The sequence below is a fragment of the Bradyrhizobium sp. STM 3809 genome, assembly GCF_000239795.1.
Taxonomy (GTDB): domain Bacteria; phylum Pseudomonadota; class Alphaproteobacteria; order Rhizobiales; family Xanthobacteraceae; genus Bradyrhizobium.
On record NZ_CAFJ01000098.1, the window covers coordinates 1 to 22094 of the forward strand.

17 protein-coding genes and 1 other RNA gene are annotated in these 22094 nt (G+C 67.3%); 3 read left to right on the forward strand and 15 right to left on the reverse strand.

The window, feature by feature from the left end:
- The 9 genes from murG to rsmH form a co-directional block, all read right to left on the reverse strand.
- Positions 1 to 1004: undecaprenyldiphospho-muramoylpentapeptide beta-N-acetylglucosaminyltransferase (gene murG, locus BRAS3809_RS05105; protein WP_035655336.1), on the reverse strand; the 1004-nt coding region annotated here is incomplete at its 3' end.
- Positions 1005 to 1052: 48 nt separating this feature from the next.
- Positions 1053 to 2204 (reverse strand): putative lipid II flippase FtsW, encoded by a 1152-nt coding sequence (gene ftsW, locus BRAS3809_RS05110; RefSeq protein ID WP_008961035.1) that lies wholly within the window; start codon positions 2202 to 2204, stop codon positions 1053 to 1055.
- 251 nt (positions 2205 to 2455) lie between these two features.
- Complete coding sequence (murD, locus tag BRAS3809_RS05115) at positions 2456 to 3856, reverse strand: UDP-N-acetylmuramoyl-L-alanine--D-glutamate ligase (protein ID WP_008961036.1); 1401 nt, start codon at positions 3854 to 3856, stop codon at positions 2456 to 2458.
- A 111-nt stretch (positions 3857 to 3967) separates the two neighbouring features.
- On the reverse strand, positions 3968 to 5074 hold the full coding sequence (gene mraY, locus BRAS3809_RS05120; protein ID WP_008961037.1) for a phospho-N-acetylmuramoyl-pentapeptide-transferase: 1107 nt from the start codon (positions 5072 to 5074) through the stop codon (positions 3968 to 3970).
- A gap of 201 nt (positions 5075 to 5275) precedes the next feature.
- Positions 5276 to 6652, reverse strand: a complete 1377-nt coding sequence (locus BRAS3809_RS05125) for a UDP-N-acetylmuramoyl-tripeptide--D-alanyl-D-alanine ligase (RefSeq protein ID WP_008961039.1) — start codon at positions 6650 to 6652, stop codon at positions 5276 to 5278.
- Positions 6649 to 8109: a UDP-N-acetylmuramoyl-L-alanyl-D-glutamate--2,6-diaminopimelate ligase gene (locus BRAS3809_RS05130; RefSeq protein ID WP_008961040.1), complete on the reverse strand. Its 1461-nt coding sequence runs from the start codon at positions 8107 to 8109 to the stop codon at positions 6649 to 6651. Before BRAS3809_RS05130 ends, BRAS3809_RS05125 begins: the two co-directional genes overlap by 4 nt.
- 71 nt (positions 8110 to 8180) lie before the next feature.
- Complete coding sequence (locus BRAS3809_RS05135) at positions 8181 to 9929, reverse strand: peptidoglycan D,D-transpeptidase FtsI family protein (RefSeq protein WP_008961041.1); 1749 nt, start codon at positions 9927 to 9929, stop codon at positions 8181 to 8183.
- Positions 9926 to 10318 (reverse strand): cell division protein FtsL, encoded by a 393-nt coding sequence (ftsL, locus tag BRAS3809_RS05140; RefSeq protein WP_008961042.1) that lies wholly within the window; start codon positions 10316 to 10318, stop codon positions 9926 to 9928. The genes BRAS3809_RS05135 and ftsL overlap by 4 nt, the downstream gene beginning before the upstream one ends.
- A gap of 3 nt (positions 10319 to 10321) precedes the next feature.
- Positions 10322 to 11317 (reverse strand): 16S rRNA (cytosine(1402)-N(4))-methyltransferase RsmH, encoded by a 996-nt coding sequence (gene rsmH / locus BRAS3809_RS05145; RefSeq protein WP_008961043.1) that lies wholly within the window; start codon positions 11315 to 11317, stop codon positions 10322 to 10324.
- A 553-nt stretch (positions 11318 to 11870) separates the two neighbouring features.
- On the opposite strand from rsmH, the gene BRAS3809_RS05150 reads away from it, so the two are divergent.
- Positions 11871 to 12722 (forward strand): peptidoglycan recognition protein family protein, encoded by an 852-nt coding sequence (locus BRAS3809_RS05150; protein ID WP_008961044.1) that lies wholly within the window; start codon positions 11871 to 11873, stop codon positions 12720 to 12722.
- Positions 12723 to 12726: 4 nt separating this feature from the next.
- Here BRAS3809_RS05150 and BRAS3809_RS05155 read toward each other — a convergent pair whose 3' ends face one another.
- Together BRAS3809_RS05155 and BRAS3809_RS05160 are read right to left on the reverse strand one after the other, a co-directional pair.
- Complete coding sequence (locus BRAS3809_RS05155) at positions 12727 to 13971, reverse strand: RNA polymerase sigma factor (RefSeq protein WP_008961045.1); 1245 nt, start codon at positions 13969 to 13971, stop codon at positions 12727 to 12729.
- 33 nt (positions 13972 to 14004) lie between these two features.
- Complete coding sequence (locus BRAS3809_RS05160; protein WP_008961046.1) at positions 14005 to 14358, reverse strand: YciI family protein; 354 nt, start codon at positions 14356 to 14358, stop codon at positions 14005 to 14007.
- Positions 14359 to 14499: 141 nt separating this feature from the next.
- Here BRAS3809_RS05160 and rnpB point away from each other — a divergent pair.
- An RNA gene (gene rnpB, locus BRAS3809_RS34330) (RNase P RNA component class A) lies at positions 14500 to 14926 on the forward strand.
- 43 nt (positions 14927 to 14969) lie between these two features.
- Here the strand turns inward: rnpB and BRAS3809_RS05165 are convergent.
- The 4 genes from BRAS3809_RS05165 to BRAS3809_RS05175 all read right to left on the reverse strand — a co-directional run bounded on the left by BRAS3809_RS05165 (position 14970) and on the right by BRAS3809_RS05175 (position 20207).
- A complete protein-coding gene (locus BRAS3809_RS05165) occupies positions 14970 to 16787 on the reverse strand; it encodes an ABC transporter ATP-binding protein (protein ID WP_008961047.1) in 1818 nt (605 codons plus the stop codon).
- 113 nt (positions 16788 to 16900) lie between these two features.
- Entirely contained in the window at positions 16901 to 17032 is a 132-nt protein-coding gene (locus BRAS3809_RS37580; RefSeq protein WP_283805751.1) for a hypothetical protein, read from the reverse strand.
- A gap of 90 nt (positions 17033 to 17122) precedes the next feature.
- The gene (locus BRAS3809_RS05170; protein ID WP_008961048.1) at positions 17123 to 18712 is read right to left on the reverse strand and encodes a DHA2 family efflux MFS transporter permease subunit; all 1590 of its coding nucleotides are present in this window, start codon (positions 18710 to 18712) and stop codon (positions 17123 to 17125) included.
- A 175-nt stretch (positions 18713 to 18887) separates the two neighbouring features.
- Positions 18888 to 20207, reverse strand: a complete 1320-nt coding sequence (locus BRAS3809_RS05175) for an HlyD family secretion protein (RefSeq protein ID WP_008961049.1) — start codon at positions 20205 to 20207, stop codon at positions 18888 to 18890.
- A 185-nt stretch (positions 20208 to 20392) separates the two neighbouring features.
- Between BRAS3809_RS05175 and BRAS3809_RS05180 the strand changes: the two genes are divergently transcribed.
- A complete protein-coding gene (locus BRAS3809_RS05180) occupies positions 20393 to 21025 on the forward strand; it encodes a TetR/AcrR family transcriptional regulator (RefSeq protein ID WP_008961050.1) in 633 nt (210 codons plus the stop codon).
- The last annotated feature ends 1069 nt before the right edge of the window (positions 21026 to 22094 follow it).

Sequence of the window (22094 nt, forward strand, 5' to 3'; positions counted from 1 at the left end):
GGCTCGGCCGCGAGCGCCGAGATCTCCGAGGCCAGCCGGTCGGAGGTGAAGTCGGTCTGCACGATGCGGATCGCGGCGTTCGCCTGCGACAGCACGCCGGCATTGGCGAACTGGTCCTGGTCGATCGCGCCGGGCAGCGGCACCAGGATGGAGGGCCGGCCGATCGCGGCGAGCTCGGCCACGGTGCCGGCGCCGGAGCGCGAGATCACGAGATGGTTCGCGGCGAGCCGCGCCGGCAGGTCGGTGAAGAACGGCTGCAGTTCGGCATTGATCTTGAGCCGGTCATAGACCGCGCGCACCCGCGCCATGTCCTCCTGGCGGACCTGCTGGGTCAGCACCAGCCGGCCCCACAAAGCGGGCTCGAGCCGCTCGATCGCGCCGGGCACGATATCGCTCATGACGCGCGCGCCCTGGCTGCCGCCGACCACGAGCAGCCGCAAAGACCCTCCCGGCTCCGGCGGGGCGTAGGCGACCGCCGCCGCTTCGAGGATGGCAGGACGCATCGGGGTGCCGACCGTCGTCGTCTTGGCCGCTAGCGCCGGATCGCGATCGAGCACGCCCGGCAACGAGGTCGCGATCGCCTTCACATGCGCCGATAGAAAGCGGTTGGCGCGGCCGAGCACGGCGTTCGCATCATGGATCAGGCTCGGCACGCCGGCGAGCCGCGCCGCGAGCAGCGGCGGCACGGTCGGATAGCCGCCGAAGCCGATCACGGCGGCGGGCTTCAGCCGCCGCATCAGGTTGAAGGCGGCGAGTGTGCCTGTGCCGAGCAGCAGCGCGGTGCGCGCCAGCGCCACCGGCGAACGGCTGCGCACCGTCTCGCTCGGCACCACGTCGATCATGTCCGTGGTGAACAGGCCGCTATATTTCAGCGCGCGCGCATCGGTGACCAGGCGGACGCGGTAGCCGCGCCTGATCAGCTCGACGCCGAGCGCTTCGGCGGGAAACAGATGGCCGCCGGTGCCGCCGGCGGCCAGCAGAATGAGAGGCGCAGATGAGGTCATGCGGGCTTGTTTACAGGCAATGTGTCGTCATTGCGAGCCGGCCGGCCTCTAGGCGTAGGTGCGCAGCGTTCCGGCCGCATCCGTGACCTCGGCCTCGATCCGCGGCCGCTGCCGCGTCAGGGCCAGCATCATGCCGACGCCATAGGCCAGCGACACGATCGAGGAGCCGCCATACGAGATGAACGGCAGGGTCATGCCCTTGGCGGGGATGAGCTGCAGATTGACCGAGATGTTGATGGCCGCCTGGATGCCGAACAGGATCGCGAGGCCCGAGGCCGCAAAGCGCGAGAAGCCATCCTCGCTGGCATAGGCCCGCGACAGTGTGCGGATGACGATGAAGCCGAACAGGGCGACCAGCGCCAGGCAGAGAATGATGCCGAACTCCTCGGCGGCGACCGCGAACACGAAGTCGGTGTGGCTGTCCGGTAGGCTGCGCTTGGCGATGCCCTCGCCCGGCCCGAGCCCGAACCAGCCGCCGTTCGAGAATGCCTCCATCGCGGTGTCGACCTGGAAGGTGTCGCCCGAGGCCGGGTTCATGAAGCGCTTGATGCGTCCCGCCACATGCGGGACCAGCAGATAGGCGCCGAACAGGCCAGCGGCCGCGGCGCCGGCGAGGCCCGCGACCCAGATCATGCGCATGCCGGCGATGAAGAACAGCGAGCCCCACACCATCAGGATCAGCATGGTCTGGCCGAAGTCGGGCTCCATGACCAGGAGCGACACCAGCATCAGCAAGAGCACCAGCGCCATCGTGGTCGCCGGCATGTCGGGACGACGTGCCGATTCCGAGAACAGCCAGGCGGCGACCACGACGAAGGCGGGCTTCGCCGCTTCCGAGGCCTGGATGTTGACGCCGACGATCGTGATCCAGCGCCGCGAGCCCTTCACCTCCGGGCCGACGGCCAGCGTCAGCACGATCAGGGCAATGGCGATCGCGAACACCACCAGCGCGCTGCGCCGGATCTGCCGCGGCGACAGGAAGGAGACGCCGATCAGCACGACGAAGGACGGCAGCAGGAACAGGACGTGGCGGTTGAAGAAGTGGAACGGATCGAGCCCGATGCGGGTCGCTACCGGCGGGCTCGCCGCCAGCGACAGGATCACCCCGCACAGCATCAGCGCGAGGATCGAGCCCAGCAGCGGCTTGTCGACCGTCCACCACCAGTCCGACAGCGGATTGCGTTCTTCACGGGAGAGCATCGGGCCACCACCTGAGCCGAGGAATCGGCCCATTGGCGCCCAGGATGGTTATCGAAGGGTTAAGGACCTCTCCACTGTCGTCCCGGACAAGCCGTGATGCGCGAAGCGCATCGCGGCGCCGATCCGGGACCCATATGCCGCAGCCGTCGAAATTGGCAAAAAAGCCAACTGCCGGCGTGCCTCAAACTGCTCCCTGGGGTTATGGGTCCCGGCGTTCGCCGGGACGACGGCTGAGGGCGATGCGGGAGTGCTCACACCACCGGCTCCACCCCCGGCAGCGCCTGCACAAGGTCGCGGAAGCGGGTGCCGCGGATTTCGAAGTTGCGGAACTGGTCGAAGGAGGCACAGGCCGGCGACAAGAGAACGATCGCATCCTTCAAGCCTGACGCCTCGGCGTCGGCCGCCGCCTGCTCCACCGCGGCTTCCAGCGTCCCGGACATCGCGTGCGGGACCTTGTCGCCGAGCGTGCCGGCGAACTCCGTCGCCGCTTCACCGATCAGATAGGCCTTGCGGATGCGCGGGAAGAAGCCGGTCAGGCTGGTGATGCCGCCCGCCTTCGGCTTGCCGCCGGCGATCCAGTAGATGTCGGCGAAGGACGACAGCGCGTGCGCCGTCGCGTCCGCATTGGTGCCCTTGGAGTCGTTGACGAACAACACGTTGCCGCGGCGGCCGACCTGCTCCATGCGATGGGCGAGGCCGGGAAAGCTGCGAAGGCCCTGCTGCAGCACGTCCTCCCTGACGCCGATCGCGAGCGCCGCAGCGGCGGCGCAGGCCGCGTTCTGCGCATTATGCTGACCGCGCAGCGAGCCGATGCCGCCGAGCCGCGCGACCTCGCTGCGCGCGCCGCCGGCGCTGCGCACGATCGTCTCGTGCTCGGTATAGAGCCCATCGGCCAGCGGATTCTTCACCGAGACGCGCACGACGCGCTTGCCCGCCTGGTCGAGCCGGTCGGCGATGGCGCGGCAGAAGCCGTCGTCGACGCCGACGATCGCGGTGCCCTGCGGCTTCACGCCGGCGACCAGGCGCTCCTTGACCGCCGCATAGTTCTCGATCGTGCCGTGGCGGTCGATGTGATCCTCGCTGACATTGAGCAGGATCCCGATGCTCGGATCGAGCGACGGTGTCAGGTCGATCTGGTAGGACGACATCTCGATCACATGAACGCGCCCCATGCGCGGCGGCTCCAGCGACAGGATCGCGGTGCCGATATTGCCGCCCATCTGGGTGTCGTAGCCGGCCACCCGCATCAGATGCGCGATCAGCGCGGTGGTCGTCGACTTGCCGTTGGTGCCGGTGATCGCGATGAACGGCGCATCCGGCGCGTGCCGCCGGCGCTCGCGGCAGAACAGCTCGATGTCGCCGATCACCTCGACGCCGGCCTCGCGCGCCCTCAGCACGCTCCAATGCGGCACCGGATGGGTCAGCGGCACACCCGGCGCCAGCACCAGCGCAGCGAAGTTCGACCAGGAGACGGTGCGCAGATCGGCGGTGATGAAGCCCGCCTTCGCAGCTTCCGTCATACGATCCGCGCCGTCGTCGGCGGCGATCACTTCGGCGCCGCCAGCGCGCAGCGCATGGCATGACGCCAACCCGGAGCCGCCCAGCCCGAACACGGCGACTGTCTTGCCGGCAAACGAGGTGACGGGGATCATGAGGAAAACTCCGTCATTCCGGACACCGCGCAGCGGTGATCCGGAATCTCGAGATTCCGGGTTCGCGCGTGCCGCGCGCCCCGGAATGACGGTGGGCTTGAAAAGAGATCATCAGCGAAGCTTCAGCGTGGACAGGCCGACCAGCGCCAGCATCACCGAGATGATCCAGAACCGGATCACGATCTGCGGCTCGGTCCAGCCGAGTTGCTCGAAATGGTGATGGATCGGCGCCATCTTGAAGATGCGCTTTCCCGTCAGCTTGAACGAGGCGACCTGCACGATCACCGACACCGCTTCGAGCACAAACAGGCCGCCGATCACCGCCAGCACGATCTCATGCTTCACCGCGACCGCAATCGAGCCGAGCATGCCGCCCAGCGCCAGCGAGCCGGTGTCGCCCATGAAGATCGAGGCCGGCGGCGCGTTGAACCAGAGAAAGCCGAGGCCGGCGCCGAGCACCGCGCCGCACAGCACCGCAAGTTCGCCGGTGCCCGCGACATAATGGATCTGCAGATAGTCGGAGAATACGGCGTTGCCGGCGAGATAGGCGATCAGGCCGAAGCTCGCGGAGGCGATCATCACCGGCACGATCGCGAGGCCGTCGAGGCCGTCGGTCAGGTTGACGGCGTTGCCGGCGCCGACGATGACGAAGGCGCCGAAGATGACGTACATCCAGCCGAACTTGATCACGAGATCCTTGAAGAACGGGATCGCGAGCCCGGTCGACGAGGGATCGCGCCCGAGCCGGACCAGCGCGTAGCAGGCAACCAGCGCGATCGCCGCCTCGATGAGCAGACGGGCGCGGCCGGCAAAGCCCGAATGCGACTGCTTGGTCACCTTCAAGTAGTCGTCATAGAAGCCGACGAAGCCGAAGCCCAGCGTCACCGCCAGCACGATCCAGACATAGGGATTGAGCGGATTGGCCCACAGCACGGTGGAGACGACGAGGCCGGACAGGATCATCAGGCCGCCCATCGTCGGCGTGCCCTTCTTGCTGATGATGTGCGACTGCGGGCCGTCGGCGCGGATCGGCTGGCCCTTGCCCTGGCGCAACCGCAGGTGATCGATGATCCAGGGCCCGAACAGGAAAACGAACAGCGCGCCGGTCACCACCGCGCCGCCGGTCCGGAAGGTAATGTAACGGAACACGTTGAGCAGCCCGCGGAACATCGACAGGGCCGGAAACGTATTCGTCAGCTCGATCAACCAATAGAACATCCAACCCGCCTATGCCGTCTCACCGAGATTGAGCCCGCGCGCCCGCAGAATCCCCCAACGCGAATCCGGTGCGGCCCCCTTTAACCACGATCGGGGCCGGGGTGCGAATCGTTGCGACCATCGGAAAGCGTGCACCCCGCATGGCTGCTTCGACCGCCAGAGAACGAGATTCCTGCTGCAGCGCCGCGATATCGCCCGAATTCACGTCGCAGGGCGCAGCGCTGCGGCGAGCTTTTGCACGAACTTGTTGACCCAGAAGATCTTCTTGCTGCCCTTGACGACGACGACGTCCCCCGGCGCGAGCAGCGCCGCAACCTGGGCGGCATCCAGCGTCACCGGGTCCTCGTGCCAGCCGAGCCGCTTCTCCTTCGGCAGCTGGTCGAACAGATGGCGCATCAGCGGGCCGACGCAGTACACGCCGTCGATTCCGGCGAGATGGCCGACCATCCCGGCGTGATAGGCCGGCGCCTCGTCGCCGAGCTCCAGCATGTCGCCGATCACGGCGATCCGCCGACCCGGCACCGGCCGGGCCTGCAGGCTGTCGAGTGCCGCGGCCATGCTGGCGGGATTACCGTTGAAGCTGTCGTCGATCAGGACAATGTCGCCGACGGTCTGCTCGACGCCGCGGCCGGTCATGATCCCGACATGGCCGAGCGCCGGCGCCAGCAGCGCCGAGTCGAGTCCGGCCGCGGCGACAGAGGCGAGCGCCGCCAGCGCATTGTGCAGGCGATGCGGTGCACCGGGCGTCAACGCGAAGTCGACGCGGCGACCGGCGATGTCGGCCGTCACTTCCCAGCTCTCGCCGCGCGCCGCGTGCGACAACTCGCGCACCTCGGTGCTGCCACCGAAGCGGACCGTCTTCCCGGTCCATTCCGGCGCGGAAAGGTCGGCGGGAAGCACGAGGATGCCGTCGGCCGGCAGGCCGCGCGCGATCGAGACCTTCTCCTGCCGGATCGCCTCGAGGCTGCCGAGCTTCTCCAGGTGCACCGGCCGCACATTGACGACGAGTGCGACGGTCGGCCGCGACAGCTCGGTCAAGCGCGCAATCTCGCCCTTCTGGTTCATGCCCATCTCGACCACCCAGAGCGAGGCGGAGGGATCGGCATTGCACAAGGTCAGCGGCACGCCCCAGAAATTGTTGAAGCTCGACGGGCTCGCCGAGGCGCCGGGATAGGCGGCGATGAACTCCTTGGTCGAGGTCTTGCCGGCGCTGCCGGTGAGCCCAATGACTGGACCATGAAAGCGCGCCCGTGCGGCGCGCGCCAGCGCCCAGAGGCCGTCGATCAGCGTGTCAGGCACGATCAGCTGCGGGACCGTGATGCCCTCGATCCGGTGCGGCACGATCATCGCCACGGCACCGGCCTGCTCGGCGTTCGCGGCAAACTCCCAGCCGTCACGGCTGGAGGCGAAGCTCGACACGAAGCCGCCGCTCGGCGTACCGCTCAGCGCGACGAACAGGCTGCCGGGCTTCACGGCGCGGCTGTCCTGGGTGACGAAATCGATCGCCGTCTCCGGATAGTCGCCGACGAGGCCGAGCGCGCGCGCCGCCTCGGCCACCGTCCACAGCGCATGTGTCATGATGCCCTCGCTGCCAATGCCTCCGCGACCGCTTCATGATCGCTGAAATGCAGAACCGTGCTGCCGATGATCTGTCCGGTCTCATGGCCCTTTCCGGCGATGACCAGCGCATCGCCCGGCTGCAACTCGCTGATCGCGACCCGGATCGCCTCGGCGCGGTCGCCGATCTCCCGCGCACCCGGTGCGGCGGCCAGGATCGCGGCGCGGATCGCGGCCGGATCCTCGCTGCGCGGGTTGTCGTCGGTGACGATGACGCCGTCGGCCTCGGCCGCGGCGATCTCTCCCATCAACGGCCGCTTGCCGGTGTCGCGGTCGCCGCCGGCGCCGAACACGACCACGAGCTTCCGCTTGGCATAGGGCCGCAGGGCGTGCAGCGCCTTGGCGAGCGCATCCGGCTTGTGCGCATAGTCGATGAAGATCGGCGCGCCATTGTGCTCGCCGACCAGCTCGAGCCGGCCCTTGGCGCCTTCGAGCTTTTCCAGCGCCTCGAACACCGCCTGCGGATCGCTGCCGGTGCCGATCGCGAGCCCGGCCGCGACCAGCGCATTCTCGATCTGAAATGCGCCGACCAGCGGCAGTCGGAGGAAGTAGATCCGGCCGCCATGCTGGATCTCGAGCTGCTGAGCAAAACCGTCGATCGCGGCGGCCACGAGCCGGATCCCCTGCCCTGCGCCGTCGCCGCCCGTGCCCACCGTCATCAGCCGGAGCCCGCGCGCCTCCGCCGCCGCGATGACCTCCGGCGAGCACTCGTGATCGGCCGAGATCACCGCAGGTCCGCCCGGCTGGACGAGATCGCGGAACAGCCTCAGCTTGGCGTTGAGATAGTGGGCGAGGTCGGGATGGTAATCCAGGTGGTCGCGCGACAGGTTCGTGAACCCGCCGGCCGAGACCTTCACGCCGTCGAGCCTGAACTGATCGAGCCCGTGCGACGAGGCTTCGAATGCGAGATGGGTCACGCCATCCTGTGTAATCTCGTCGATCTGCCGATGCAGCGCGATCGGGTCGGGCGTGGTCAGGGAGCCGTAGACGGTACGCTTGTCGGAGACCAGCCCGACCGTGCCGATGCTCGCCGAGCTGTGGCCGAGGCTCTGCCAGATCTGCCGTGTGAAGGCTGCGACCGAGGTCTTGCCGCTGGTGCCGGTGACGGCCGCGATGACCGCAGGCTGGCGCGGGAAGACGCGCGCGGCCGCCAGCGCCAGCGCGCGGCGCGGGTTCGGTAGCGCAACGAAGGGAACGGGCAGCTCCTCGGCCGGGGCTACATGACCGGCTACCGCGGACGCACCGGCCGCGACCGCCGCCGCGATGAAGCGGGCGCCATCGGTCTTGGTTCCCGACAGCGCGAAGAACAGATCGCCGGGCCGGACCGCGCGGCTGTCCACGGCGAGGCCGGAGACTTCGACGGCGGCGGCGCGGGCGTCGAGCGACGCCTGATCGCCAAGGAGGTCGTGAAGTTTCATCCTGGTCCTGTACCAGTCCTGGCTCCCGCCCGGGCGGCGGCAGCTCCAAAACCTTGCGATTCGCGGACGGCTTACTGCGTCAGCCGCGATGCCGCAAGAATTTGGCGGTCGGACGGCGGCAGGTCGAACCGGGGCTCGATGCCGAGCAGTGGCCCGATCCGGGAGATCACGTTGCCGGCGGTCGGCACCGCGTTCCAACCGGAGGTGATGAAGCCGTAGGTTTCCTTCAGCGGCTGCGGCTCGTCCAGCATGATCAGGAGCTGGTATTTCGGCTTGTCGGCCGGGATCACCGCGGTGAACAAGGTCAGCACCTTCTTCTTGGCGTAGCGGCCATTGATCACCTTCTCGGCGGTGCCGGTCTTGCCGCCGATGTAATAGCCCTTCACGTCGGCCTTGCGCGCGGTGCCGACCTCGGCGTTCAGACGCATCAGATAGCGCATCTTCTCGGAGGTTTCCGGCTTGATCACGCGCTTGGCGATCGCCATCGCCTCGGCCTCGGTTCGCTTCATGAAGGTCGGCGGGATCAGGTAGCCGCCATTGACCAGCGCGCTGACGCCCATCACGCCCTGCAGCGGCGCCACCGCCATGCCGTGACCGAACGAGATCGTGATCGTGTTCAACTCGCTCCAGTGCTTGGGCAGGATCGGCGAGGCACTCTCCGGCAGCTCGGTGCGCAACCGGTCGAACTGGCCCATCTTGCGCAGGAACGCCTTGTGCGCTTCCACGCCCTGCGCCAATGCGATCCGGGCCGCCCCGATATTGGAGGAGAAGTAGAACACCTCCTTCATGTTGAGGAATCGCCCCTTCGGCTCGTCGTCATGGATCGCGAACTTGCCGTAGTGCAGCGCGCCGCGCGCATCCCACAGCGAGTTCAGATCGTATTTGCCGGTATCGAGCGCCATCGCCAGGGTGAACGCTTTGAACGTCGAGCCCATCTCGTACACACCGGTGGTGAGCCGGTTGATGCGATCGGGATCGTGCGCCTCCTTCGGATTGTTGGGATCGAAATCCGGCAGCGACACCATCGCGATGATTTCGCCGGTCCTGACATTGACCACCAGGCCGGAGGCTGCCTTGGTCTTGAACTTCTCCTTGGCCTTCAGCAACTCGTCGCGCAGCGCGTGCTCAACGCGCAGATCGACCGACAGCTCCACCGGACGCTGCAGGCGGTCGGTGGCGAAGCCGGCGCGATGCAGGTCGGCGAGGCCCTGATTGTCGAGCCACTTCTCCATGCCGGCGATGCCCTGGTTGTCGATGTTCACCAGGCCGATCAGATGCGCCACCTCGTTGCCGGTCGGATAGACCCGCTTGTTCTCGCGCAGGAAGCCGACGCCCGGCAGGCCGAGGCGATGGATGTCCTGCTGCTGCTTCGGCGTCATCTCGCGCTTGAGCCAGACGAAGCCCTTGCGCGACATCATGCGCTCGCGCACTTCGTTCGTATCGAGATCGGGCAAGGTGGCGGTGAGCAGCTCGATCGCCTCATCCTTGTCGATGAGGCGACGAGGCTCCGCGAACAGGCTCGGCGTCTTGACGTCGGTCGCCAGCACGGCGCCGTTGCGGTCGACGATGTCAGGCCGCGCGGTGGCGATGGCGTCCTGCTGCGCGGCGCGCCGCGCGCTCGGACCGTCCGAGCCGACCGCGAACATCACGAGACGACCGCCGATGACGGCATAGACCGCGGCGAAGGCGATGATCGCCAGGCCGATGCGAGCCCGGGCCTTGGCGGTCCGGTCGACATCGCGCCCGTAGAGCAGCGTGCGCACCAGGCGCTGGCGCCAGGGCTCCTGCGGCTTCACCTGGGGCCGAAGCTGATCGGTCATTGCTGATCCTCCGGGCGACGCACCGATCCGGTCACGGGGGGCTCTTCATTGATCGCGTCGATCGCATCGATCATCGATCCGATCGGATCCGGGTTGTCGGATCGCGCAAAGCGCGGCGGCCGCTCCGGCAGGTTCTTCAGGCTATCGTACTGGGTGGCGTTGAGCGGCTTCAGCGGCAGATGTCGCTCGACCAGCCCCTGCAGCCGCAGCGGCGCATCGAGTTTGGCCCATTCCGAGCGCAGGAGCGCGATGGCCTCGCGCTGCTCACGGATCTCGGCGCGGAGCTGCAGCACGCGCTCGACGCGCGCGGTCGATTCCATCTTGATGCGGTAGACATAGGCGGCCGCGAAGATCAGCGAACAGATCACGACGAGGTGCAGGAGGCGCATCGGTCACCCTCCCCGCAGGACGTCGGCCAGGCGCGGCCAGGGTGATGACGACGATGGGACATGCGCCGGCGCCGTCGTTCGCTCGGCACCGCGCAGCTTGGCAGAGCGCGCGCGCGGATTGGCGTCGATCTCACTCGCCGCGGCGACGGCCGGCTTGCGGTTCAGCAGTTGGAAGCTCGGCGCCTGCTGCGCGACCTCCGGCAGATGCCGCGAGCCGCCTCCAGTCTTGCTGCGTTCGGCCAGGAAGGTCTTGACGATGCGATCCTCGAGCGAATGAAACGAGACGACCGACAAACGCCCGCCGGGCGCCAGGATGCGCTCGGCAGCCACAAGGGCCTGCTGGAGCTCGTCGAGCTCCTCATTGACGAGGATGCGCAGCGCCTGGAACGTCCGCGTCGCCGGATGAATGTCGCCCGGCTTGGATCTGACCACGCGGGCCACGATATCGGCGAGCTCGCGCGTCGTCGTGATCGGCTGCTCCTTGCGCGCCGCCACGATCGCCCGCGCCACCGCGCGGGAATGCCGCTCTTCGCCAAAGATGTAGATGACGTCGGCAAGATCGCGTTCGGCGGCCTGCGCGACGACATCGGCCGCGGTAGGTCCGGAATCCCCCATGCGCATGTCGAGCGGACCGTCGAAGCGGAAGGAGAAGCCGCGCGCCGCCGAATCGAGCTGCATCGACGACACGCCGACATCCATCACGATGCCATCGAGATGGGTCAGCCCTTGCGCGGCGCAGACATCGGCCAGCGCGGAGAAACGACTTTCCACCAGGGTGAGCCGACCGCCTGCCTCCGTCGCGAGGTCCGCGCCGCCGGCAATGGCGGTGCTGTCGCGATCGATCCCGATCACCCGGGCGCCCGGCGTCGCCAGGATCAGGCGCGTGTATCCGCCTGCGCCGAAGGTCGCATCGACATAGGTTCCCCCGTCGCGCGGCGCCAGCATCGCGACCGCTTCAGGGCCGAGCACGGGGATATGGCGCTGGTCAGCCGCGCTCACACGGCCGCTCCGCACGGATGCCGATGACACAGACTGAATTTGCTCGGCTGCGAGCCCATCGCGCCTTCGATCCTCGCGCCCGTCCATTCGCCAAGCCATCTCCCCGAGGTCGATGACCCGCTTACCCCACAACTGAGCTCCGGCACGCGGTGATCGCGCCAGGCCCATCCCCGATCCGACAGCCACCGCTCGCCGCCGGCTGTTCCCGGCATCGATCGAGACCATGTTCTCCCGTGCAGGACTTTGCATGTGGCGGCTGCCGTCCCGAAAGCCGGCTCGGCTCTTCACCACTTAGTAACGGCGTTTAGCGTTAACAAACCGTTGACGGTCTGTGGCGGATGTTAGGCAGCGCATGGAGCGGCCGGACCGAGGAACGAAGACGCGCCCGACCGCGGGACGCGTCCTTCACCGAGCCCCTCCGCTCCGATGCAACGGTCTGATCAATATGAGGGGCTCGCATGCGATTTCGATTGCGATCGGGACATGCAAAAGAGTAGTGCCTGCCCATATTCGATTTGATCGATTGCCGCCGCCTCTCCGCTTCGAGTGCTTCATGCCGAATTCAACAGACAAGCCCGAATCGAAGCGGCCACGGGCGCTGCCGATTCCAAAGGGCGCTTCCGACCTCCCCGTGTTCACGCCGGACTCGTCGATCGCATCTGACGTGATTCCGTCGGCCAATTTCGGCGAGCGCAAGGGCGGACGTCAGCCGGACATGATCATCCTGCACTACACCGGTATGCCGGACGTCGAGGGCGCAATCACCAAATTGTGCACTCCAGGAACCGAGGTGTCTGCGCACTACATCGTGCTCGAGGACGGCCGTATCATCCAATGTGTTCCCGAGGCGATGCGCGCCTGGCACGCGGGGTTGTCGTCCTGGGGCGGCGACGAGGACATCAATTCCTGTTCGATCGGCGTCGAAATCGTCAATCGCGGCCATGACTGGGGCTATCCTGACTTCCCCCCGCGGCAGATCGCGGCCGTCATTGCGCTGTGCCGCGGCATCATGCTCCGCCGCAACGTGCCGGCGCATCGCGTGCTCGGGCATTCCGATGTCGCGCCCTCGCGCAAGAAGGATCCGGGCGAGAAGTTTCCCTGGCACTCCCTGGCCAATTCCGGCGTCGGCCACTGGGTGCAGCCGGCCGCGATAACCAAGGGCGAGACCCTGAAGCTCGGCAGCATCGGTGATGACGTCAAGGGGCTGCAGAAGGCGCTCGCCAAATATGGCTATGGCGTGCCGATCACCGGCAAGTTCGACGGCCTCACGATGGAAGTCGTCACCGCGTTCCAGCGCCACTTCCGTCCCGAGCGGGTCGACGGCATCGCCGACCGCTCCACCTTGTGGACGCTGCATGCGCTGCTGACGAGCCTGCCGGCGGAGGACACGGTTCCCCGCGCATGAGGCGTCACGCGCCGGCATCGAGTTCGGCGAGCCGGCGCGCATAGAGGCGCTTGAGCGGGGCGAGCTGGGTCGCATCGCTGGCCGCGCGATAGGCGTCGCGTGCCTCGTCGCGACGACCGAGCCGGCGCAGGAGATCCGCGCGGACCGCCGGCAGCAGGTCGTACTGCTTCAGGCCGCCGCGCGCCGCCAGCGAATCGACCAGCGCCAGCGCGCGCGCCGGGCCGTCGATCATCGAGACCGCAGCCGCATGATTGAGCTCGATGACGGGCGATGGCGCGATCCGCAGCAGTACCTCGTAGAGGCCGACGATCTGGCGCCAATCCGTCTCCTGATGACTAGCCGCCTGCGCATGCAGCGCGGCGATGGCCGCCTGGACCGTATAGGGCTGTGGCCGTCCCTTGGTGCGGAGCGCCTGCTCGACCAGCGCCAGGCCTTCTGCAATCTGCGCACGATTCCACGTCGAGCGATCCTGCTCCTCGAGCAGCACGATGTCGCCCGACGCATCGGTACGCCCGGCGCGGCGCGCGTCGTGCAGCAGCATCAGGGCGAGCAGCCCCCCGATGTCGCGCGCCTCCGGCATCAGGCCCAGCAGCAGCCGGCCGAGGCGGATGGCCTCGGAGGCGAGATCGGCGCGGATCAGCTCGGGGCCCGAGGTCGCAAGATAGCCTTCCGTGAAGACCAGATAGATCACGGTCAACACGCCGCGGAGCCGCTCATCGAGCGCGTCGCGCCCGGGGACCTCATAGGGAATCCCGGCGAGACGGATCTTCTGCTTGGCGCGCACGAGACGCTGGGCCATGGCCTCCTCGCCGGTCAGGAAGGCCCGGGCCACCTCGGCCGTGGTCAGCCCGCAGACCGTGCGCAAGGTCAGCGCCACCTGAACGTCCGGCGCGAACGCCGGATGGCAGCAGGTGAAGATCAGCCGCAGCATGTCGTCGTCGAAACCGACGGGATCGTCGGCCTCCTCGCTGACCGCGTCACGCTCGATCGCGTGGACGATCTCGGCTTCCTTGTCGCGGAAGTTGCGCCGCCTTCGGATGCGATCGATCGCCTTGTTGCGGGCGGCATTGACCAGCCAGGCTCTGGGATTGGCGGGAGCCTCCTGCCCCCGCCAGTTGAGCAGCGCCGCCGCGAACGCGTCCTGCAATGCGTCCTCGGCCAGATCGAAGTCACCGATCAGCCTGATCAAGGTCGCGAGAGCACGGCCGCCCTCGTCGCGGAACACCCTGTCGATCGCCTCAGGCGTCATCGATGACATCGTCGCGGGCCCGCAGCGTCATCCTCAGGGATTGTATTGCCAGACCGGCCGGACCTCGATCGAGCCGAAGCGGGCGCCCGGAATGCGCGCGGCAATGCCGATCGCCTCGTCGATGTTCTTGGCTTCGATCATGTAGTAGCCGCCGAGCTGCTCGCGGGTTTCGGCGAACGGACCGTCGGTGGTGAGGATCTTGCCGTCGCGCACCCGGACGGTCGTGGAGGTCGATGTCGGCTGCAGCCGGTCACCGCCCTTGAAGTTGCCGCTCGCGACGATCGACTGGGTGAAGGTCTGGTATTCGGCGAGCATCTTGCCTTCGGCCTCCTTCTCGGTCTTCGCGTAGTCGGCCTCGTTCTGGTAGATCATCAGCAGATATTGCATGGGACTGCTCCTTGGGTTTCGGCTGGCTTGCCGACATCCAGTCGAACGGCGCATGCGCCGGACGACACGGCCAGGATAATATTTTTCGAAGGCACCGCGACGGCTTGACGGAGCGGCCTGAAGGCCCCATTCAACCTCCCATCAGTCGGCCGGACGGCCGCTCCGGCAGGTGCCGAAAGGCCGCCGGGGAGGAAAGTCCGGGCTCCATCGACATGCGGTGCCGGATAACGTCCGGCGGGGGCGACCCCAGGGACAGTGCCACAGAGAACGAACCGCTTCCTCCCGCGAGGGAGGCAGTAAGGGTGAAAAGGTGCGGTAAGAGCGCACCGCGGGGCCGGCAACGGAACCGGCATGGTAAACCCCACCGGGAGCAAAACCGAATAGGGACGGCCACGCGGAGACAATCGCGGATCGCGATGACGTCCGCGGGAGCGATGTCAGGCTCGCCGTCCGGGTAGGTTGCCCGAGGTCACGCGCAAGCGCGATCCCAGAGGAATGGCCGTCACGTATCGTCATGCGCAAGCCTGACGGTGCCCTACAGAACCCGGCTTACAGGCCGGCTGATATGTTCATGAGGGGCTCGGCGCGACAGCGCCGGGCCCCTCACCATTTTAGCCTGCGGCCGAGAGCTGGCCGAACTCGGTGGCCTGGCGCTCGAACAGGCTGCGATACAGCCCGCCGGGCTTGCCGACGAGCGCGGCGTGGCTGCCCTGCTCGACGATGCGGCCGCGGTCGAACACCAGGATGCGGTCGAGGCTGCGCACGGTGGCCAGCCGATGCGCGATCACGATCGCCGTGCGGCCCTTCATCAGCCGCTCCATCGCCTCCTGGATCAGCGCCTCCGACTCCGAGTCGAGGCTCGAGGTCGCCTCGTCCAGGATCAGCACGCGCGCATCCGCCAGGAAGGCACGCGCCAGCGCCACCCGCTGCCGCTCGCCGCCCGACAGTTTCACACCGCGCTCGCCGACCAGGGTGCCGTAGCCCTTGGGCAGGCGCGTGATGAACTCGTGCGCGTTGGCGAGCCGCGCCGCCTGCTCGATCTCGGCCTGGCTGGCGCCGGGCCTGCCATAGGCGATGTTCTCGGCCAGCGAGCGGTGGAACAGGATCGGCTCCTGCTGCACGATCGCGATCTGGCTGCGCAGCGAATCCTGCTTCGCATGAGCGATGTCCTGCCCGTCGATCAGGATCCGGCCGCCGCTGACGTCGTACAGCCGCTGCACCAGCTTGACGAAGGTCGTCTTGCCGGAGCCGGAGCGCCCGACAAGGCCGATCCGCTCGCCCGGCCGGATGTCGACCGACAGCCGGTCGTACAGCGGGGTGCGATGGCCGCCATAGTGGAACGTCACCGCGTCGAGCACGATGTGCCCGCCGGTCACCGCGATCGGCCTGGCATCGGCGGCATCGACGATGCCGATCGGCTCGCCATGGATCGCCACCAGCTCGTCCATGTCGTTCACAGCCCGTTGCAGGTTGTTGATGTGCATGCCGACGTCGCGCAGGTAGGCGTGGATGACGTAGTAGCTCGTCAGCACGTAGGTGACGTCGCCCGGCGAGGCTCTGCCCGCCATCCACAGCAGCACGGCGCCGCCGATCACCGACGAGCGCAGGCACAGCAGCACGCCGAGCTGGACGGCCGCGGTCGTATTGTAGCGCAGCCAGGTGCGCCGGATGCGCCGGCGCCAGCGGTTGACGACGCGCATCAGCCGGCCATCCTCGCGCGCCTCCGCGCCGAACGATTTCACCACCGCGTTGCAGCTCAGCGCATCGGCGAGCGTCCCGCCGACCTTGGTGTCCCAGGCATTGGAGATGCGCGCGGCAGGCGCGATGTAGCGGGTCGAGAACACCACCGTCATCGCGACGTACAGCAGCGCCCCCGCCGCAATCACTCCGCCCAGCGCGCCCCAATGCAGGCCGAGCAGCACCATCGAGCCGAGCAGGACCGAGAGCGACGGCAGCAGCGCCAGCAGGATGGTGTCGTTGTAGAGGTCGAGCGCCCACATGCCCCTTGTGATCTTGCGCACCGTGGAGCCGGCGAAGCTGTTGGCGTGCCAGTCGGTCGAGAAGCGCTGCACGCGCACGAAGGCATCGCGCGCCACGTCCGACATGATGCGCAGCGTGAACGGCACGATCAGCTGCAGCCCCGACAGCCGCAGCACGATCGAGGCGAAGCCGAGCGCGACGATGCCGGCGAACGACACCAGCGCGGCGTGCCGCGCGTCGGCATTCGCCGGCCCCAGGGTCAGCGCATCGACCAGTCGGCCGGAGAACACCGGCATGAACAGGTCGGCGGCGGTGGCGCCGAGCAAGCACACCGCGATGCCCAGCGTCATGCGCGGCTGCTTCAGCCAGTGGCGGGTCACGAACGGGATCACGACGCGGATCGCGGCGGGACGCTTGTCGGCCTTCAGGCCGGAGACGTTGAAGGTCATGGCATCATCCGGCCGCGCTGCTTGCGCCGGGCCGGCTCCAAAATGAAGCAGACGCGACGCGGCGCGCGGTCTGCGGATGACAAATCAGGCTTTGAGAAGTGAGACGGTGGCGCTCAATGCGAGCGGCGGAACACCAGGACCGGCATCGACCGCGCGGGCGCCGCGAGCACAAAGGGCGACACGGCAGCGGTCGACAAGCCAAGCATCGACCGGGTGCATGCGGTCTGCAGATGCGATGTGGTCATGCAGATCTCCCCGGTTCGAGCGACAATTCTTGTTCCATACCATCGCTGGTATGATTTGGCAACCCGCAGGCCCGCTGCGGGCCTCTCACGTCAATGTGCGTCGCCGCCGGCGGCCATCGGCGAGCTCGGCTTGTTGAGCAGCATCACCATGAAGCTGAGCGCGACGTAGAAGCAGGTCAGCATGAAGAACGCGTCGCCATAGCCCATCACCACGGCCTGGCGGTGCACGATCTGCGACAGCTGCTTCATCGCCATGACAGCCGAATCGCCCATGCCCTGCAGCTTCTGCTGCAGCATGTTGAGCGTCTCGACCGCGGTGGCATTGCCCCAGTTGACGCGCTCATGCAGGCGGGAAATGTGCAGGTCGGTGCGGTCGTTCAGGACCTGGTTGATGACGGCGAGACCGACGGCGCCGCCGAGATTGCGCATCAGGTTGAACAGGCCGGAGGCGTTCTTGACGCGCTCGGGCGCCAGCGTGCCGAGCGCGATGTTGTTGGTCGGCACCATCGCGCACATCATGCCGACGCCGCGCAGCACCTGCGGCACGAACAGCTCCCAGAAGTCGTAGTCGCGGGTAATGCCGGTCATCTGATACGAGCCGATCGCGAAGATGACGAGGCCGATGGCGATGATCAGCCGCATGTCGATCTTCAGCATCAGGCGGCCGACCACAGGCGCCATCAGGAACATGGTCACGCCGGAGACGAACATCGTCTCGCCGATCATCAGCGCGCTGTAGCCGCGCACCTCGGCGAGATAGCGCGGATAGATGTAGGTCAGGCCGTAGAGACCGATGCCGATGCAGAACTGCAAGAGGCAGCCGACGGCGAAATTGCGGTTGCCGAACGCGAACAGGTCGACGATCGGCTCGTCCGCGGTCAGCACGCGCCAGAAGAAGCACACGGCGGAGACGGCGCAGACCGCGGCGCAGATCGCCACCGACGTGTCCTGCAGCCACTCATATTGCGGCCCCTCCTCCAGCACGTATTCGAGCGAGCCCAGGAAGCCGGCCATGAACAGCAGGCCCCACCAGTCGAAGCGGTCGAGCAGCGCGAAGTTCGGCTGGTCGAAATCGACCAGCGCCAGCACGCCGGTGGTGATGATGACGCCCGGCACGATGTTGACGAAGAACAGCCAGTGCCACGACATCGCGTCGGTGATGTAGCCGCCGACCGTCGGGCCCACCGTCGGCGCAAGCGTCGCGACCAGGCCGATGATCGGGCCGACGATGTGGAACTTGGTGCGCGGGAACACCGTGTAGGCCGAGGCGAACACGGTCGGGATCATGCCGGCGCCGAGGAAGCCCTGCAGCGCGCGCCACACGATCATCTGCTCGATCGACGATGCGAAGCCGCACAGGAAGCTGGAGATGGTGAAGCCGGCCGCAGAGATCGCGAACAACAGCCGCGTGCCGAGCGCGCGCGACAGGAAGCCGGACAGCGGGATCGCGATCACCTCGGCGATCAGATAGGCGGTCTGCACCCACGACACTTCGCTGGAGCTCGCCGACAGGCCGGCCTGGATCTCGCTGAGCGAGGCCGAGACGATCTGGATGTCCAGGATCGCCATGAACATCCCGAACACCATGATCAGGAACGCGAGCAGCCGCCGCGGCGCGATGCGGTCCGCCGGCGCGGCCGGCGCGCTCATGGTGGGGTTGGCTGTGGTTGCGGTGGCCATGGTGTCAGATGTCCGCTTAGGTCAGGGACCGCGCCGCGTAGACGGTGAGTTCCCCTCCCCCCGCGCGAAGCGAAGCTTCGCTAGGCGGGGAGGGAGCTCACTGCCGATGCCGAAGCATCTCGTTCAACGTCGACTGCAGGATCGATCTGTCTGCAGCCTTCATCCAACTACTGAACTACTTCCCCTGCACCGTCGCCGGCGCGTCGAGGTCGGTGTCGCTGTCGGCATCCTTGGCGCCGTCAGTCGTATCCACCGTCACGTAGACCGACATGCCGGCGCGCAGCAGGTTCTGCCGCGCCACCTCCTTCGGCACGCGGATGCGCACCGGCAGGCGCTGCACGATCTTGGTGAAGTTGCCGGTCGCATTGTCCGGCGGCAGCAAGGTGAACACAGAGCCGGCGGCCGGCGAGATGCTGTCGACGACGCCCTTGAAGCCGCGCGCGCCATAGGCGTCGACCTTGATGGTCACCGGCTGGCCCGGGCGGATCCGCTTCAGCTGGGTTTCCTTGTAGTTCGCGTCGATGAACACGTCATCGAGCGGCACGACGTTGCCGAGGCGCTGGCCGACCGCGACGAAGTCGCCGGTGCTGACGAGCCGGTTGGAGAAGGTGCCGTCGACCGGCGCGCGCACGGTGGCGAATTCGAGATCGCGCTCGGCCTTGGCGAGCGAGGTCTTCAGCTCGGCGAGCTGGGCCTGCGCCTCGGCCTGCTGCGCCTTGGTGACCTCGACATTGTCGCGCGCGGCATCGAATGCGGCCTGCGCGGCGCGCACCGCGGCCTGGCCCTGATCGCGCGCGGCCTCCGACTGCTCGAAGGTCGCATGCGAGGCGAAGCCCTTGCTGCTCAGCGCCTGCTGGCGCTCATAGTCGAGCCCGGCGCGCTTCATCGCGGCTTCGGACGAGGTCAGGTTGGCCTGCGCCTGCTCGACCGCGCTCTGCTGCGCGGCGACCTGGCGGCCGATGCGCGCGATGGTCGCCTCCTGGGTCGCGATCTTGGTACGCGCGGCGTCGACCGCGATCTTGTAGTCGCCGTCGTCGATGCGGAAGATCACGTCGCCCTTGTGCACCACCGAATTGTCGCGCGGCACGATCTCCTGGATGTGACCGGAGACGCGCGCGCCGAGCATGGTGTTGTTGGCGCGGACATAGGAGTCGTCGGTCGAGACCATGAAGCGGCCGACCATCACATAGTGCGTGGCGTAGCCCGCCCCGGCAAGCAGCAGCAACAGGCCGACGCCGGCGAGCACGCGCTTGCGCTTGCCGGATTTCGGCGGCGCAGCCGGCGCCGCCTTTTTCTCTGCGCCGGGAGGAGCGGCCGCGGGCAGCTCGAGCGGAGGTTCGGGCGTCACGTCCGCTTTCGGCGCCTTCGATTCGGTCGGCTTGCGCTGTGCGGTATCGGACGCTTGTGGACGGGCTGCCTCGTGCTTGACGTCTCCAGACGCCTCTTCGGCATCCGGCCGGCGTGCCCGCACCGCCTGTTCTCTCGCAGCAGCCATCTGAGACTCCCACCCATCAAAGCGGGGCCACCCGGCCCCGAATTTTCAGACCGAACCGTTCGGTCAATTGATCTCTATCATTGACCGAACCGTTCGGTCAATATATATCTCGCGACTGCAACATATCCGGGCAAATGCTCTCGTGACGTTGGCGCCGGCCAAATCTTCGGGAACAGTCTAAACCAATGATTGATACGGCCAGCAACACTACCCAGGTGATCCAAGACGAGGATTCCTCGAAACGGCGCCAGATCCTCGACGGCGCCCGCAAGGTGTTCATGGACCTGGGATTCGACGGCGCCAGCATGGGCGAGATCGCACGCGCGGCCGGCGTCTCCAAGGGCACGCTGTACGTCTATTTCAGCGACAAGATCGGCCTGTTCGAGGCCATCGTCGAAGAGGAGACGCGCACCGCGCTGCTGTTCAGGTTCGACGCCAGCCGCGACATCGCGACCAATCTGATGGGTTTCGGCGAGGCGTACATCGCCCTGGTGTGCCGTCCCGGCGGCGGCTCGGCGATCCGCACCGTCATGGCGATCGCCGAGCGCATGCCCGATGTCGGCCGCCGCTACTACGACCGGGTGCTCGAGGGCACGATCAGCTGTCTCACCAATTATCTGCGCGACCGCGTCGCGGCAGGGCAATTGGCGATCGACGATTGCCAGCTCGCCGCTTCGCAGTTTCACCTGATGTGCCAGGCCACGCTGTTCCTGCCCTTCATCTTCCAGGCCGAGCCGGCGCCGTCGCCCGATCGCATCCGCAAGGTGGTCGGCAGCGCAGTGCGGATGTTCCTGGCCAATTACGGCGTCAGGGATTGACCCTGCGCGACGCAGCAGTCCGTTCAGCCCGTTGACTTCGCCGATGCGCGGCATGCGCTCTCCTTCTCGCGACGCATGACGTCCGAGCTCTGCGATCAGATCACCCTCGTTTCGATCGGAGGGCGCAGGGAAGGCCGGGCGCCGACCGCGCCCGTGGCCCGCCTGCTCAAAAAATGCAGGCGGCAGGTACCACAGGTCTGGCCGAGATCACCCGGCCCTCCCTGCGCGATGGGCTTACGGCTTATACGCAGTCTCCCCGGTGTCCGGGCTTGTAGTCACCGTCATCCGCGCGATGCCGTGAGCATCCGCGAACTTGACGCCAGCATCGGGGCGCCAGGACCCTACGACTTCACCGTCCTGCCGGTCGCGTTCGTCCGCTCGCGATTCCAGCGCGCTGCGCGCCGACAGGCCACCGCTCCCCGCCTCCAACGCTCGTGACGACCGCGAAACGTCCCTCTTCGAGAGAGGCGGGATGCGCGTAGACAATCATATAATTCGGAAAATTGGAAGATGAATATTTTTCGCACGGGGACTGGACAGGGCAAATCAGCTTGATGGAACGAGAGAAATGAGTTTCTGCGTGCAGCTGATTTCGGAATGCGCGGCCAGTCCAGCCGTCATTGCGAGCGAAGCGACGCAATCCAGGGCGTCGTGCGCGACCCTGGATTGCTTCGTCGCTGCGCTCCTCGCAATGACGCTCGGGGCAGGCTGCGCGCCGCACCCACAACTGTCATCGCCCGGCTTGACCGGGCGATCCAGGACGCCGCGGTGTCAGTGATCGCGCCGATAGCTCGCGGCGTGCTGGATGCCCGCCTCCGCGGGCATGACGGCGGAGGCCTTCAACGACTGAGCTGCGTAGGGTGGGCAAAGGCGCCTGCTCCGCTGCATCGACGCGCGACGCTGCATCGCGCCGTGCCCACCGTGCTCGGCCGAGAGGCCGCGGTGGGCACGGCGCGGGATGGACGACATTCTATCAACGGCTGCGCAGGCGCGCCTTTGCCCACCCTACCGGCCGTCATTGCGAGCGAAGCGACGCAATCCAGGGCGTCGTGCGCGACCCCTGGATTGC